The organism is Pseudoalteromonas sp. Z9A6 (assembly GCF_011378805.1).
GTDB lineage: Bacteria > Pseudomonadota > Gammaproteobacteria > Enterobacterales > Alteromonadaceae > Pseudoalteromonas > Pseudoalteromonas distincta.
The window spans coordinates 1-13,762 of sequence record NZ_WTKZ01000081.1 but is presented as its reverse complement, the minus strand read 5'-3'; the positions used below and the strand labels follow the sequence as shown (position 1 = coordinate 13,762).

Genomic DNA, 13,762 nt, shown 5'->3' with positions numbered 1-13,762 from the left:
CACTTAATCTAGCCAAAACAAGTTATGCACTTACAATTTGAATCTAGGTCGTTAATTTTTGCAAACGCAGTACCTAAGCGAGTAACCACTTCTGGTAGTTGGTCATCCAGTATTTCAGCTTTATCAGCACCCCATGCTAGTACCACAGTAGAGCCTAACTTAAAGCGACCCATTTCTTCACCCTTTTTAAGCGTGATGGCGTTATCGCCAGTGGTTGGGTATTTCCAACTAAATACATCGCTACCTGCTGGTGGCGTGACAGTACCTGCCCAAATAGTTTCTATGCTGGCTACAATTGTTGCGCCAACAAGTACCATAGCAAGCGGACCAATTTCAGTTTCAAAAATTGCTACTACTCGTTCATTACGTGCAAACAAGTTAGGCACGTTTTGCGCGGTAAGTGGGTTTACTGAAAATAAATCACCTGGCACGTAAATCATTTTGCTTAGTGTGCCATCAATTGGCATATGAATACGGTGGTAATCTTTAGGTGCTAAATAAATAGTGGCAAACTTACCGCCTAAAAATGGTGTTGTATTATCTTGTGAGCCGCCTAGTAGCGCTTGTAAGCTGTAATCGTGACCTTTAGCTTGTATTAGCTGTCCGTCAACAATATCGCCTAGCTGGCTGATTGCGCCATCCACTGGATGAATGATGATATCGCTATCTTCTACCATTGGGCGCATGCCGTCTTTTAAAGGGCGAGTAAAAAATTCATTAAAGCTTTTATAATGAGCAGGATCTGGGTATTGGGCTTCGCTCATATCTACTTTATATTGCTTAATAAATAGTTTAATTAAAGTCGTTGTTAAAGCGCCTGCTTTAGCTGCGGCTAATTTACCCACTACGCGTGAAATAAAATGTTTTGGCATTGCGTACTGCATTGCAATTTTAAATTTGTCTAAACTCACAGTATTTATCCTAAATTATACGCGAGGCGCACGGGCGCCTGCACGGCCATCGGCCATTGTTTCTAAAATTCGGTGGTAGCTGTCAAAGCGCAATTGAGAAATTTTGCCATCTGCTACAGCTTTTTTAACTATACAGCCCGGATCGTTTAAATGTTTACAGTCTCTAAAGCGGCACCCGCCTATAAATTCTCTAAACTCTTTAAAGCACCAGGTTACACGCTCAACATCTAAATGCCATAAACCAAACTCACGAATTCCTGGCGAGTCGATTAGGTTACCGCCACTTGGTAAATGGTGAAGGCGTGAAACAGTTGTTGTGTGCTGTCCTAAGCCGCTGTTTTCAGATACTTCTTTAGTTAATATTTCAGCGTTAGGTAATACAGTATTAACGAGGGTGGATTTACCCACACCACTTTGGCCAACAAAAATGTTATTTTTACCAACAAGTACTTCTTTTAATTCATCAATACCATTGCCCGATATATTACTAACAAGGAGTACTTGGTAATCAAGTTTACGATAGATATCGAGAACTTTTTGTATTTCGCTAAGACCTGCGTCATCAATTAAATCTATTTTATTGAGTACTAAAATTGGCTCAATACCCATATCTTCACAGGCTATTAAATAGCGGTCGATAATACTTGGGGTAAACTCAGGTAATACCGCCGATACCATGAGTATTTGATCAATGTTAGCCGCAATAACTTTTACGCCGTCGTAAAAGTCAGGACGGGTAAGTTGCGAGCGACGCTCTTGCGTGGCTTCAATTACTCCGGCTAAATCACCTTCACTTACTTTGGCTCGGCGAAACAATACCTCATCACCACACACTAAATTTGACACGGTACGTCGTATATTACAACGAAGTACATCGCCATTGTCAGTTTCTACATCGGCGTGTTGGCCAAAACGACTGATCACAATTGCGCTCTCGACCTGACCTAAATTATCGGTTTGCCACTCTTGCGCGCCTTTTTTAGCTGGTCTTGAGTCTGCGCTATTAATGCGCTTTTGGTGGTTGGCCTTGATCTGACGCGATTGGCCTTTACTTAATTTTTTCTGTTTTGCCACTGGAGGCCTATAACCTTAGTTAAATGTCGCTTTTCCTAAAAAAAGCTTTAGCTCGACGGTTGATGCTAATATGATATATCGAAATGCGTTGGATCTAAAGGAAAGCACCGCTTAGGTAATTATGACTATTAATAAATCAAATTTAATTTGGCTCGATCTTGAAATGACAGGACTCGAACCAGAGACCGATAAAATACTCGAAATTGCGACGGTTGTCACTGACGCAGACCTGAATATATTAGCCGAAGGGCCAACCATAGCTATTCATCAAAGTGATGAATTACTAAATGGTATGGACGAGTGGTGTACTACGCAGCATGGTAAGTCGGGTTTAACAGCGCGCTGTAAAGCAAGTACATTCGATGAAGAGTATGCCGTGGCACAAACGTTAGATTTTTTAAAACAGTGGGTGCCTGCAGGTGTATCACCAATGTGTGGTAATTCAATTGGGCAAGACCGCCGCTTTATGAATAAATACATGCGTGAACTTGAAGATTTTTTTCATTACCGCAATCTTGACGTGAGTACTATTAAAGAATTAGCACGTCGTTGGAAACCTGAAGTGCTTGCAAAAGTGAACAAAAAAGGTTCGCACCTTGCTTTGGATGACATTAAAGATTCGATTATGGAATTAAAAGTCTATAGAGAAAATTTCTTTAATTTGTAAAAAACACTTGCAAACACATCGGATTATTGTAGAATCCTGCCCCGCTCAAGACGATAACCCACGCGGGGTTAGTGTGTTTGAGTTGTTTTTATTATGGTCGTTTTACATCCATAATTAAAATGCAGTACTAGTTCAGTTGCTAGAATGTTGAACGCGACCTGTCGCGCTTAAGCGTAAAATAACTGAAGAAGTAAAAATGCGGTACTAGCTCAGTTGGTAGAGCGCGACCTTGCCAAGGTCGAGGTCACGAGTTCGAGCCTCGTGTACCGCTCCAATTTCTAACCAAAAGAAATTGAAGTGAATAAAAGCTAGCTCAGTTGCTAGGATGTTGAACGCAATTTATTGCGCATCATTAAAATAACTGAAGAAGTGAAAATGCGGTACTAGCTCAGTTGGTAGAGCGCGACCTTGCCAAGGTCGAGGTCACGAGTTCGAGCCTCGTGTACCGCTCCAATTTCTAACCAAAAGAAATTGTAGTGATAGTAAATTTAGTTATGCGGTACTAGCTCAGTTGGTAGAGCGCGACCTTGCCAAGGTCGAGGTCACGAGTTCGAGCCTCGTGTACCGCTCCAATCTTTTTATATCCTTTCAAAATTCTCTGTATTAAAAATCATAAATAAAATTATAATTTAAAATATCTCTTATCTACTTTATTCTTAGTGCAATATTCAGCATTAAAGTTTTGGTTGTTAGAAGCTATGGTTTCTCGCGCGAGCTATGCGCCAACAATAAAGCTGTTGTGCTTTGAAGTTATGAGGTATGAGTGAGGTACAGAGGAGTCAATACTTTGAAACCGAGAGCTTTTATTAAAATAGCTCACCCTGAATAGTTGCTACAACTCCTCTAGAGCCACCAGAATCGCGATGTTCACCTAAATAAATACCTTGCCATGTACCTAACGCTAAATAGCCATTTGAAATAGGAATACTTAACTCGCAGCCTAACGTACTGGTTTTTATGTGTGCAGGCATGTCATCGTCACCTTCATAATCGTGGCGATAATAAGGTTGACGCTCAGGAACGAATTTATTGAAATGGCTCTCCATGTCCATACGAACAGTAGGGTCTGCATTTTCGTTTATTGTAAGGCTCGCTGAGGTATGCTGAATAAATAAATGTAACAAGCCAACTTTATAACTCGCCAGTTCAGGAAGCTGAGACAATATTTCGTCATCGATTATATGAAAACCTCGCGGGCGAGGCTTTAATGTAATTTGCTTTTGCTGCCAACTCATAATTTATCGAAACTAACTTCAATGTTTGCATTACCAGCATCACAGCTAAATGGCATGATGATTTTTTTACCTTGGCTTTTGTGAGTAATTGTATGACCCTTACCAGATACCACAATAGGCGTTGCCATATCAAAGTCGAAGCCTTTCTCGCCAAGTAAATTTTTAGCACCACCAGTTACCATGTTGGTTATTTCACCAACCATATCGGTAACTTCTTCATCTATAGCATCAGGGCGTTCGCCAAGCATACGCTCCATGATGGTCAATGCTAGTTCTTCATCAAATGTAATTGAAAATGATCCTCGCGTTTGCGGGCCAACCATACCAATCAAACCTGATACATCACCACAGGCTATCTCATCAGTTTTAATGCGAGGTTTACCTGGCTTCAATTGAGTTTGAGCCATAGTACTCAAAACATTAATTAAAGAAGATAAAAAAGGATTGATGAATTCTACATTCATAGTGGCTACTCTTAAATTTGTTCTGTGAAGTGACTATATAGTTTGAGTATAATCACTAAGGATAACTTTGAAGGATTATGATGCTCTGCAAGATTCACATTTACCATGTGCTTCTATTGTCTGCCCTGATACAACAAAGCCACCTTCGGCAGCTAAATTATTTAGCTCATGCGAAATTACACTCGAGTGTAATTCTTTGACAAAACCACAGGTATCGCAAATTAACAATTGTACTGGGTGTATATGATCAAAATGATGACACAGCATAAATGCATTTGTGCTTTCAATTTTATGAATAAAACCTAGCTCAGCTAAAAAGTCTAATGCACGATAAATAGTTGCAGGTTTAGCACCCGTTTCAGTTATTTTTAATTGCTCAAGCAAATCGTATGCACCAACACCACCTTGTGCGCTGGCTAATAGGCGAAATACTTTCTCGCGGATAGGCGTAAAACGCGCACCACGGTTGTCACAAACTTGTTTTGCTTTACTTACGAGTGATTCTATATTCATCATTACTCTTATCCTTATGCTACCGTGATATACTAACATACTGTGTTGTAGTTGCAGCGTTTTTATTAAGCGCTTTTTACCTAGGAAACCCAGTAATGCACGAACTATTAGCTATATTTATTTTCTTTTTTGCGGTTATTGACCCCATTGGTACTGTACCTGTATTTATTGCAGTCACACGTGGTGATGATGAGAAATTTAAACGTAAAGTTATATTTAAAGCGGTAGGCGTATCTGCATTAGTGCTCTTATTTTTTGTACTTGCAGGTGAGCAATTACTTAACGCAATTGAAATTCCGCTTTCGGCTTTTCAAATAGCCGGCGGTATCATATTACTTATTTTTGCGCTCTCAATGATATTTGGTGAAAGTAAACCAGAAGCCGAAATTAAAAGTGTACGCGACAGTACTGAAACCGCTATTTTTCCGCTTGCGATTCCCTCTATCGCTAGCCCTGGCGCTATGTTAGGCGCAGTATTAATGACTCGTAATGAAGAATATACCTGGGTTGAGCAGTTATTAACGTCTTCGATGATGCTTGCTGTATTAGCGGTTGTACTGGTTTTGTTACTGCTTGCAACACATGTACATAAATTAATTGGTGATAGTGGTGCAAGTATAATAAGTAGAATTATGGGGCTTATTTTAAGCTCGGTTGCGGTTACCAATATTTTAAATGGCATAGCCCATTATTTTGGCTTGCAGGTTTTCTCTTAACATTGATGCTCGCTAGGCTTTTGTGTAAAATGCAGCGCCTTTTAAGCTGTGCTTAATAACTTTAATACCCTGAGGTTTGCTTTGAATAAATGTACTTTGGATAGACGCTTTTCTGTGGCCCCAATGCTCGATTGGACTGATCGCCATTGTCGTACTTTTCATCGCAAAATGACTAAACATACTGTGCTTTATACTGAAATGATAACCACAGGGGCTATTTTATTTGGTCGAGGCGACTACTTACATTTTAATAAACACGAAGGCCCAGTTGCGCTGCAACTTGGTGGCTCTGATCCTAAAGCGCTAGCGCAATGTGCAAAGCTCGCAGGTGAACGTGGTTATGACGAAATAAATTTAAATGTAGGTTGCCCGTCGGACCGAGTTCAAAATGGTCGATTTGGCGCATGTTTAATGGCTGAACCTCAATTAGTTGCTGAGTGTGTTGCAGCAATGAAAAACGAAGTAAATATTCCTGTTACCGTTAAAACGCGTATTGGTATTGATGAGCAAGATTCGTATGAGTTTTTATGTGCGCTTATTGAAGCGTCTCATAAAGTAGGGTGTGATGATTTTATTATTCATGCTCGTAAAGCATGGCTTAATGGTTTAAGCCCGAAAGAAAATCGTGAGGTTCCACCACTTGATTACCCACGTGTTTATCAACTTAAAAAAGATTATCCGCAGCTAGATTTAAGCCTAAATGGCGGTGTTAAAACAATTGAGCAGAGCCTAGAACATTTGCAACATATTGATGGTGTAATGATTGGGCGTGAGGCTTACAGCAACCCATTTATGCTCAATGACGTTGATGAGAAAATTTATGGTGATTCTGCAAATACGCAGTCACGCCACGATGTAGTGCGTTCAATGTATGACTACATTGAAGAAGAAATGCGTTTGGGTGCTAATTTTTGGCATATTGCACGTCACATGCTCGGTATTTTTCAGGGGCAGCCTGGTGCGCGAGGTTTTAGACGCCACCTTTCTGAAAGTGGTCACGGTAAGCAAGCTGATTTATCGGTAATGGATAAAGCATTAAGCTTTGTACCAGAATAAAACTAAGCTTTAAAAATTCTAAATTTTAGCCACTTTCGAGTGGCTTTTTTGATCCTAAAAATTAGTCAAAATCATAATTTATTGGCCAATTACACTCTATGTTGTTCAGCTTAAAGTCACTAAAATTTAGAGTGCTTGTTGTTTATCGTTATGATTTTAAATGTTTTATTTTTGTTTTGATGGACTTGGCACAACTCTTGGAATCTTCTTGTTGAAATTAATTAAAAATCAACAGGAGAATACCATGGGAATATTTAACCGCGTAAATGATGTAATTCAATCAAACATTGTCGCCATGCTTGATAAAGCAGAAGATCCAGAAAAGCTTTTAAACCTAATGCTTACCGAGATGCAAGATGCGTTGAATGAGTGCCGTAGTACAGCAGCCGCTTTATTGTGTGAAGAGAAAGTAATTAATCGCCAAATTGATACTAAAAAAACAGAATTAGCAGCTTGGCAAATTAAAGCAGAACGTGCGGTTGAGAAGGGCAGTGATGATCTTGCTAAAACAGCTTTACTTGAGAAGCAACGCGTTAACGAAAGCATTGAAAATAAGCAAACTCAACTAGAAACTTTGCAAGAGTCTATTGTAAAAATTAAGTCTGATTGTGAACGCTTGCAGCAAAAAATGGCTATGGCTAAAACTAAGCAAGCTCAGTTAATGCAGCGCCACAATGTTGCTATTGCTAGAGGGCGGATCAGTACGCAACTACAAAGCGATAAAGTAGCTCATGCGTTGTCTCGTTTTGAACAAATAGAGCAGCGTGTTGAAGGTATTGAAGCTCAAGTAGAGGCTTATGAGCTGACTGATACAGCAAGTTCTACCAGTGCCCAAATTGAGTCGTTAGTTAAAAATGAAAAAATTGATGCTGAGTTGGCTCGCTTAAAGGCGAACTTAAATACTAATTTAAAACACACTGCTTAGGAGATTGCTATGAACAGCTTTAATCGTCAACAAGGTTGGTATAAAGATACTTTGAATAAAAAAATATCGGGTGTTTGTAGTGGTTTAGCCCATAGATTGGACTTTCCGGTATGGGCAACACGCCTAGTTACTATTTTATTATTTTTGAGTTTTCCGTTTGCAGTTGCACTTGGCTATTTTATAGCGCATTGCTGCCTTGAAAATAAAGAGTATTAATACCAACAGGCATAAATATTTGAATAATTTAACGAATTAAATCACTCTATAATGTTGTTAAAATTTTATATAGAACAACTAGGTATAAAAATCTTTGCCTAGTTATAGCGCAATTTTCTTATCGTTAAATAGGCCTCATATATAAGCCGGTTGGTATAAGGAGAATTACTATGAAAGCTTTGGCAGTATGTGTATTTATCTATTTATTACTGTTTACTGATTTAATAACGTTTGTGCAGATTGATTCTTGGCAGTTGCCGTTATGGATTGCTGATATTAGTTGGGCTGGGCTCGAGCTTGTAGGTGCTTTGGCCGCAATTATTGCTGTAGTTGCGGTAGTGGCTTTAATTACTATGGGATTAGTTGGTGCGGGTGTAGTGGCATTAGCAGGGACTGTTTTAGCGCTTTTATTCGGATCTATAATGATTGCTTGGCCGTTACTATTTGTTGCAGTGTTGTGTTGGCTTGTTGCCGATAACAAAAAAGTAGCCTCTTAATCCTTAATTTGACTGACTATTATAGGTTAACTATGTTAAATTTAGCCTGTAATTTAAAGTTTTCATAAGGATAAGAATGATGACGAAACTATGTTTTTCGATGGCTTCTGCATTAATATTTAGTTTTTTTTCGTCATCGTTGGCGGCGCACTCAGGGCATGATCATGGTTCTGATGTGGCTGTGCTCGAAGTAACTAACGCGCAAGTTAGAGAGTTTTTACCTGGCAGTACTTCAACTGTAGGTTATTTAACCCTTATTAATCACAGTGGAGCCGCAGCAACTTTAACTAAGGCAACTATTGATGGCTTAGGGCGTGTTGAAATACACGAGCATTCACATGTAGACGGCATGATGAAAATGCAACAAGTTGAATCGGTTGAAATTAAGGCGCACGAAAGTGTCAGCTTTCAGCCTGGCGGTTATCATTTAATGGCATTTGAACCACAAGAGCCATTAAAAGTAGGACAAGATCGTAAACTCACACTATATTTTAGTGACGGTAATCGCTTATTTACTAATGCTCAAGTCGTGTCGCTTGAAGCGCAAGCTAAGCAGTCAAAACCATCTACTCAACACGCTCATCATTAGGAGTACACATGTCGCAACATAAAGGAAAAATAGCAGGAATAATTGTTTTACTGCTTATCATTTTTTACGCAATTGCTGTTTATTGGAGCACAGAACCTTCACGTTTTGACGTTGTTGCAAACGCGAAAGAGCAAGCGCAGCTTCGTAATGAAAAAATAGTAACGGGTTATGTAACTACTTCTACATTAATTACGGTAGCCAATACCTTACTAGATAAACCGGGTGGCTACTTATCAAATGATGTAATACCACCAAGTATTATTATGGATGATATGCCAGCGTGGGAATATGGCGCACTAGAAATGGTACGTGATTTATCGCTTTCTATGCGAAAAGATTTTAGCCGTTCTCAATCACAATCAACGGAACATGAAGCTCTTAAAAAGGCGCAGCCGCAGTTTAATATAAGCTCTGAGGCATGGGCGTGGCCAAGTGCCGAAGGTGAGTACCAAAAAGGTATTGACTACTTAATGGTATATCGTGGACAAATTGCTAATGAGCATGAGCGCGATAGCCAATTTTACGCACGAGCAGATAACTTACGTAGTTGGCTTAAAGAAGCTGAAAAACGTTTAGGTAGCCTAAGCCAGCGCTTAAGTGCCAGCGTAGGTCAGGAAAAAGTGAACACCGATTTAGCGGGTAATTCATCTAATAAACAAGCAACGCTTGCGCCACTGCAGCAGCAAGTAAGAACCCCGTGGTTAGAAATTGACGATGTGTTTTACGAGTCGCGCGGTGCAACTTGGGCATTACTGCATTTTTTACAAGCGATAGAGTATGACTTTAATGACGTTCTTGAAAAGAAAAATGCACGTGTAAGCTTGCAACAAATCATACGTGAACTTGAGGCAACTCAAGAAACAGTATGGAGCCCACTTATTTTAAACGGAAATGGTTTTGGCTATGTGGCAAACCATTCTTTAGTTATGGCAAATTATATTTCTAGAGCCAATGCGGCTTTAATCGAACTCAGCGAACTACTAGCTCAAGGATAAAAAATGAAAAAGTATTGTTTAGCAGCAGCCCTTTCAATGGCATGTTTAGCACCAGCAGCGCAAGCTGACACTCTACTAGGTTTATATGTAGGTGTTGATGGGTGGAAGTCAGATAACGATGGTCAATTTTCTTATAAAAATAATGCATCTCAAGATTTTAATTTTGAAGATGAGACGTTTGTAAGTTACTACGCGGCACTTGAGCACCCTGTACCATTAGTTCCAAATATTAAATTAAAGTATACCGAGCTTGAGTTAAATGGTTCTGCGCTACTTACAGATACATTTAGCTTTAATGGCTCTGATTATGTTGTAGGCTCTACGGTAAATACTGTAAGTGATTTAACACACATCGATTACATTTTTTATTATGAGATTTTTGATAACGATTTAATCTCAATTGACTTAGGTTTAAATGCTAAGCAGTTTGATGGTGATATTGTTGTAAATGGTACTACTCAAAATGGTGGTACTAACTTTACCGAAATAAAAGATTTCTCTGGTTTTGTTCCTCTTGCATATGGCCGTGCCGAAGCTGGCTTACCTTTTACTGGTTTAAGTGTATTTTTTGAAGGTAGCTTTTTGGCTATTGACGATAGCAAAGTACAAGATTACCAAGTAGGCGTAGCGTGGGAACTTATTGATAACCTAGCAGTAGATGTTGCTGTTAAAGCCGGTTACCGCTCTATGGTATTAGAACTTGATGATGTAGATGATATTACTACTGATATTGATGCATCTGGCCCATTTGCGGGTATTCAGGTTCACTTTTAATTAGTATTTTCTAATTAAACATAGCGTGGCATATTATTTTATTGCGTGCCACGCTAAATCAAACTCTCCCTCCAGCGCATTATTAATTAACTGCTTATAAATTTTATTTACAGGAAAATTAATGAGTTTAGATAACTCATCACCTGTTTGCGTGAATTTATAATAGCTCAATACCAAATCACTACTTTTTGCTTTTAACGTTACTTTTTGCGATAAAAATGAAAGGGTAAGTTCTTGCCCCGCTTTAAGCACTGCAGATTCAATTTCTTTTCTATACAGTAAATTAAGATCCATAAGTGTTAAAATGTCAGGAAAACTAATACCTGTTTTTCCTAGATTTAGAGACACTTTATTGCCTTTTCGTAGCAAATCAAACAATGACGGTTTTTTGTAAAAGCCTAGTAGAATAAAGTGGCTGTCGTCTTTTTCGTTATAGCCTGAGAGCGACACACATTTTTGCAAAGAGTCAGCTTCTCGCTGTGTCATATGCTTTAACGTTTGCAAGCTTTTAATTGAAAACGTACCAGGGTTGAGTGTCTCTCCCGTTAAAATTTTGGCCCATAAAGTTTGCATTGACGCATTTGAAGTATCTTCGCACAGTGCGATAAAATGCTCTACCCAATCAACATCAGGTTGTTTACTACTTGCTACATCGGGGCAAAACCCCATAGCCATTGCTAAAATTGACTCTATATTTTGTTGTTGTTTTATTAGAAGTAAATCTTGGCGCTTTTGGGCACGAGCTAAAACAGAGTTTTCACTGTTAATATGATAAAGCGGCTTAACTTGGCCTTTAATATCGTAACTTTGTTCAGAGGTAGGCAATATTCCGTTACTGCCAACTTTTGTTATAGGGTAACCAAGTAAGGATTCGATAATGTTAGCAAGGTTAATTCTCGCTTGTGCTGTCTTGACTGGCATGGCTGTGCATTGTCCTTTGTGAATGACTAAGCTGAGCAACAGTTTTAAGGTTATTTAACCCCATTGAAACTGTATTACGGAGCACATTTTCGCTCAAAATTGCGGTGTAACCCGATATTAAAGGAGCGGTTGTTTGTCCGTTAATCTTACATATTAGAGTGACGATACCGTTTTGCTCACTAAAATTAAAAGTCCCCCTAATAATATGCTCAGCATTTAAAAGTATATTAAAGCTGACCTTATTTTGACTCACCGAAGTTATGATCATTTCACCATACCCCCATTTTCCCTTCCAAGACTGATGAGCACCCAGGCCAGAGTTCGGTTCGCCCAAAGTAAAACGTATACTGGGGTCTACTTTTTCCCATGGAGACCATTTTTGCCATTGATTAAAGTCAGTAATAAGCGGTTTTACTGCGTCAATATTTGCATTGATTTCTATTGTTTTATTTACATTATAACTTTGGGGAAGTATCAGCCCTACCAGTACTAATACCAATAACAATAACAGTACGCCTTTGATTAATATTTTTAATGGTTTAATAAGCACACCTTCTATTAATTTTTTGAGTTGAAATACAACAACTTTTTATTAATCGACTATAGTATGAATTAGATTATAAACCAAAAATAATTTATAAATTGCTACCTAGGAGAGCGAATGTCGTCAGATCAAAACGATTTTTTATTTTTTGAACAAGACTATGAAGATGAGGCAGTTATTGAGCCGACTAAGTTTTGGGATATTTTAATTGTTGATGACGAACCTGAGATCCACTCTGTAACAAAGTTGGCTTTGTCTGGGGTTGAGTTTTGGGGGGTAGGCTTGCGATTTCATGATGCCTATTCGGGAGCTGAAGCAATAGAGATTTTAGCTAAAAATAACAATATTTCAGTTATTTTTTTAGATGTTGTTATGGAAACTGACGATGCTGGCTTGCAGGTTGTAAAAAGGGTGCGTGACGAATTAAATAATCAACATGTAAGAATTATTTTAAGAACAGGGCAAGCTGGTAATACACCAGAGGAAAAAGTAATACGTGAGTACGACATAAATGATTATAAAACTAAAACAGAACTCACTCGCTCTAAATTAGTAACATCGCTCATAACCGCTATTCGCTCTTACGAGCAGGTATGCCAGCTTGAATATCAAAGTGATGCAATGAACACGATTGTTTCTGCATCAAAGTCTATTTTAGGGCTTACTGATATTAAGCAACTATGCAAAGAAATCATCAAGCACATGAGTATTATTTTAAAGTGTTCACCTCGAGGGCTTGTGTGCAGCAAATTAGATGGCGATGACTTTATTCAAGTCTTAGGTGGTTGTGGGCATTACGAAAACTACTTTGGTGAAAAATTAATTAATGTTGATAGCAAAGTATTTAAACAAGTCGAGTCGTGTTTTGATTTATCAAAGCATCAACATACAGACTCAAGTGCAACATTTGTATTAAGAAGTAAGCATAGAAAAGCGGCTTTATATATAGAATGTGACCATGTTCCTTTGCAAGCACAATTGCAGTTCGCTGAAATCTTCTTAACAAATGTGAGTGTTGCCCTGGATAATATAAGGCTGTTTGTAAAGTTAAGAGATGCAGCTTATAAAGATGTGCTTACAGGTATTTCAAATCGTACCAATTTTATTGAACGGGTAGAGCGTTATCAAAAGCCGCACGTGAATGATTATGTATTTGTACTACTTGATATAGTTAATTTTGCAGATATTAATAATGGCTTAGGGCAAGAGGTCGGCAATAAAGTATTAATTGGCATTGTGAAAAGGTTAAAAGAAAACTACTCAACAGCTAAGTTACTATCTCGTATTGGTGCTGATGTTTTTGGTTTTATTATTCGCCGTGATGAACTCGACTTAAAAAAATTGAATGAGCAGTTAGGTGTTCCATTTTGCGCAGAAGAGCATACATTACCTATCGATTTTAGATTGGGTTTATGCCAACAGCAAGACTTTCAAAGTAGCGGGATTGATACACTTAAAGTTGCTTATATTGCACTTAATCAAGCTAAAAAAACAAAACACAAAGAGGGAATTTATTACAGTGTAGACATGCAAGATAAAATGGCTTGGCGCATAGGAATTATTAGGCAATTACGCCATGATTTTGCTCGAAACAAGTTAGAGGTATGGTATCAACCCTAAGGGATCCCCAAAAATAATTATTAAATTTCAATCACATCACTCACA

17 protein-coding genes and 3 tRNA genes are annotated in these 13,762 nt (G+C 38.5%); 13 read left to right on the top strand and 7 right to left on the bottom strand.

Features of this window, described 5'->3' with window-relative positions; translation table 11 throughout:
• Positions 1–8 precede the first annotated feature (8 nt).
• Both asd and rsgA read right to left on the bottom strand, forming a co-directional pair.
• Positions 9–911 (bottom strand): archaetidylserine decarboxylase, encoded by a 903-nt coding sequence (gene asd / locus GQR53_RS19095; RefSeq protein ID WP_346774403.1) that lies wholly within the window; start codon positions 909–911, stop codon positions 9–11.
• Positions 912–926: 15 nt separating this feature from the next.
• Positions 927–1,985 (bottom strand): small ribosomal subunit biogenesis GTPase RsgA, encoded by a 1,059-nt coding sequence (rsgA, locus tag GQR53_RS19090; RefSeq protein WP_165744949.1) that lies wholly within the window; start codon positions 1,983–1,985, stop codon positions 927–929.
• Positions 1,986–2,106: 121 nt separating this feature from the next.
• Between rsgA and orn the strand changes: the two genes are divergently transcribed.
• The 4 genes from orn to GQR53_RS19070 all read left to right on the top strand — a co-directional run bounded on the left by orn (position 2,107) and on the right by GQR53_RS19070 (position 3,224).
• Positions 2,107–2,652 carry an oligoribonuclease gene (gene orn / locus GQR53_RS19085; protein WP_004336052.1) on the top strand — a complete coding sequence of 182 codons (546 nt, stop codon included), beginning with the start codon at positions 2,107–2,109 and terminating at the stop codon, positions 2,650–2,652.
• 198 nt (positions 2,653–2,850) lie between these two features.
• Positions 2,851–2,926: transfer RNA gene (locus tag GQR53_RS19080), tRNA-Gly, on the top strand.
• 103 nt (positions 2,927–3,029) lie between these two features.
• Positions 3,030–3,105, top strand: a tRNA-Gly gene (locus GQR53_RS19075).
• 43 nt (positions 3,106–3,148) lie between these two features.
• A tRNA-Gly gene (locus GQR53_RS19070) sits at positions 3,149–3,224 on the top strand.
• A 234-nt stretch (positions 3,225–3,458) separates the two neighbouring features.
• Here GQR53_RS19070 and GQR53_RS19065 read toward each other — a convergent pair.
• The 3 genes from GQR53_RS19065 to GQR53_RS19055 all read right to left on the bottom strand — a co-directional run bounded on the left by GQR53_RS19065 (position 3,459) and on the right by GQR53_RS19055 (position 4,864).
• Positions 3,459–3,887 (bottom strand): secondary thiamine-phosphate synthase enzyme YjbQ, encoded by a 429-nt coding sequence (locus tag GQR53_RS19065; protein ID WP_165744948.1) that lies wholly within the window; start codon positions 3,885–3,887, stop codon positions 3,459–3,461.
• A complete protein-coding gene (locus tag GQR53_RS19060) occupies positions 3,884–4,351 on the bottom strand; it encodes a chemotaxis protein CheX (RefSeq protein ID WP_024595807.1) in 468 nt (155 codons plus the stop codon). The genes GQR53_RS19065 and GQR53_RS19060 overlap by 4 nt, the downstream gene beginning before the upstream one ends.
• 75 nt (positions 4,352–4,426) lie before the next feature.
• On the bottom strand, positions 4,427–4,864 hold the full coding sequence (locus GQR53_RS19055) for a transcriptional repressor (RefSeq protein ID WP_002957918.1): 438 nt from the start codon (positions 4,862–4,864) through the stop codon (positions 4,427–4,429).
• Positions 4,865–4,959: 95 nt separating this feature from the next.
• On the opposite strand from GQR53_RS19055, the gene GQR53_RS19050 reads away from it, so the two are divergent.
• The 8 genes from GQR53_RS19050 (at position 4,960) to GQR53_RS19015 (ending at position 10,632) form a co-directional block, all read left to right on the top strand.
• On the top strand, positions 4,960–5,580 hold the full coding sequence (locus tag GQR53_RS19050) for a MarC family protein (RefSeq protein WP_024589771.1): 621 nt from the start codon (positions 4,960–4,962) through the stop codon (positions 5,578–5,580).
• Between the two features lie 123 nt (positions 5,581–5,703).
• On the top strand, positions 5,704–6,636 hold the full coding sequence (dusA, locus tag GQR53_RS19045; RefSeq protein WP_033020525.1) for a tRNA dihydrouridine(20/20a) synthase DusA: 933 nt from the start codon (positions 5,704–5,706) through the stop codon (positions 6,634–6,636).
• A 244-nt stretch (positions 6,637–6,880) separates the two neighbouring features.
• Positions 6,881–7,561, top strand: a complete 681-nt coding sequence (locus tag GQR53_RS19040) for a PspA/IM30 family protein (RefSeq protein WP_165744947.1) — start codon at positions 6,881–6,883, stop codon at positions 7,559–7,561.
• Between the two features lie 9 nt (positions 7,562–7,570).
• Positions 7,571–7,777, top strand: a complete 207-nt coding sequence (locus GQR53_RS19035) for a PspC domain-containing protein (RefSeq protein ID WP_039485433.1) — start codon at positions 7,571–7,573, stop codon at positions 7,775–7,777.
• 170 nt (positions 7,778–7,947) lie between these two features.
• The gene (locus GQR53_RS19030) at positions 7,948–8,274 is read left to right on the top strand and encodes a hypothetical protein (protein ID WP_024595804.1); all 327 of its coding nucleotides are present in this window, start codon (positions 7,948–7,950) and stop codon (positions 8,272–8,274) included.
• 76 nt (positions 8,275–8,350) lie between these two features.
• On the top strand, positions 8,351–8,863 hold the full coding sequence (locus tag GQR53_RS19025) for a copper chaperone PCu(A)C (RefSeq protein ID WP_149602126.1): 513 nt from the start codon (positions 8,351–8,353) through the stop codon (positions 8,861–8,863).
• 8 nt (positions 8,864–8,871) lie between these two features.
• Positions 8,872–9,858, top strand: coding sequence for a DUF2333 family protein (locus GQR53_RS19020; protein WP_024603343.1), 987 nt, complete (start codon positions 8,872–8,874; stop codon positions 9,856–9,858).
• Between the two features lie 3 nt (positions 9,859–9,861).
• On the top strand, positions 9,862–10,632 hold the full coding sequence (locus GQR53_RS19015; protein WP_165744946.1) for a TIGR04219 family outer membrane beta-barrel protein: 771 nt from the start codon (positions 9,862–9,864) through the stop codon (positions 10,630–10,632).
• A 33-nt stretch (positions 10,633–10,665) separates the two neighbouring features.
• Here the strand turns inward: GQR53_RS19015 and GQR53_RS19010 are convergent, their stop codons facing one another.
• Both GQR53_RS19010 and GQR53_RS19005 read right to left on the bottom strand, forming a co-directional pair.
• The gene (locus GQR53_RS19010; RefSeq protein ID WP_165744945.1) at positions 10,666–11,553 is read right to left on the bottom strand and encodes a TIGR03899 family protein; all 888 of its coding nucleotides are present in this window, start codon (positions 11,551–11,553) and stop codon (positions 10,666–10,668) included.
• The gene (locus tag GQR53_RS19005; RefSeq protein WP_024595802.1) at positions 11,522–12,103 is read right to left on the bottom strand and encodes an SRPBCC family protein; all 582 of its coding nucleotides are present in this window, start codon (positions 12,101–12,103) and stop codon (positions 11,522–11,524) included. The genes GQR53_RS19010 and GQR53_RS19005 overlap by 32 nt, the downstream gene beginning before the upstream one ends.
• Before the next feature lie 111 nt (positions 12,104–12,214).
• Between GQR53_RS19005 and GQR53_RS19000 the strand changes: the two genes are divergently transcribed.
• Entirely contained in the window at positions 12,215–13,717 is a 1,503-nt protein-coding gene (locus tag GQR53_RS19000; protein ID WP_231619850.1) for a DUF3369 domain-containing protein, read from the top strand.
• The last annotated feature ends 45 nt before the right edge of the window (positions 13,718–13,762 follow it).

Excerpts from the sequence above, each read along its gene's own strand:
- orn (WP_004336052.1), top strand. The coding sequence starts at position 2,107 with ATGACTATTAATAAATCAAATTTAATTTGGCTCGATCTTGAAATGACA.
- GQR53_RS19065 (WP_165744948.1), bottom strand. The coding sequence starts at position 3,887 with ATGAGTTGGCAGCAAAAGCAAATTACATTAAAGCCTCGCCCGCGAGGT.
- GQR53_RS19060 (WP_024595807.1), bottom strand. The coding sequence starts at position 4,351 with ATGAATGTAGAATTCATCAATCCTTTTTTATCTTCTTTAATTAATGTT.
- GQR53_RS19055 (WP_002957918.1), bottom strand. The coding sequence starts at position 4,864 with ATGAATATAGAATCACTCGTAAGTAAAGCAAAACAAGTTTGTGACAAC.
- GQR53_RS19050 (WP_024589771.1), top strand. The coding sequence starts at position 4,960 with ATGCACGAACTATTAGCTATATTTATTTTCTTTTTTGCGGTTATTGAC.
- dusA (WP_033020525.1), top strand. The coding sequence starts at position 5,704 with ATGCTCGATTGGACTGATCGCCATTGTCGTACTTTTCATCGCAAAATG.
- GQR53_RS19040 (WP_165744947.1), top strand. The coding sequence starts at position 6,881 with ATGGGAATATTTAACCGCGTAAATGATGTAATTCAATCAAACATTGTC.
- GQR53_RS19035 (WP_039485433.1), top strand. The coding sequence starts at position 7,571 with ATGAACAGCTTTAATCGTCAACAAGGTTGGTATAAAGATACTTTGAAT.
- GQR53_RS19030 (WP_024595804.1), top strand. The coding sequence starts at position 7,948 with ATGAAAGCTTTGGCAGTATGTGTATTTATCTATTTATTACTGTTTACT.
- GQR53_RS19025 (WP_149602126.1), top strand. The coding sequence starts at position 8,351 with ATGATGACGAAACTATGTTTTTCGATGGCTTCTGCATTAATATTTAGT.
- GQR53_RS19020 (WP_024603343.1), top strand. The coding sequence starts at position 8,872 with ATGTCGCAACATAAAGGAAAAATAGCAGGAATAATTGTTTTACTGCTT.
- GQR53_RS19015 (WP_165744946.1), top strand. The coding sequence starts at position 9,862 with ATGAAAAAGTATTGTTTAGCAGCAGCCCTTTCAATGGCATGTTTAGCA.
- GQR53_RS19010 (WP_165744945.1), bottom strand. The coding sequence starts at position 11,553 with ATGCCAGTCAAGACAGCACAAGCGAGAATTAACCTTGCTAACATTATC.
- GQR53_RS19000 (WP_231619850.1), top strand. The coding sequence starts at position 12,215 with ATGTCGTCAGATCAAAACGATTTTTTATTTTTTGAACAAGACTATGAA.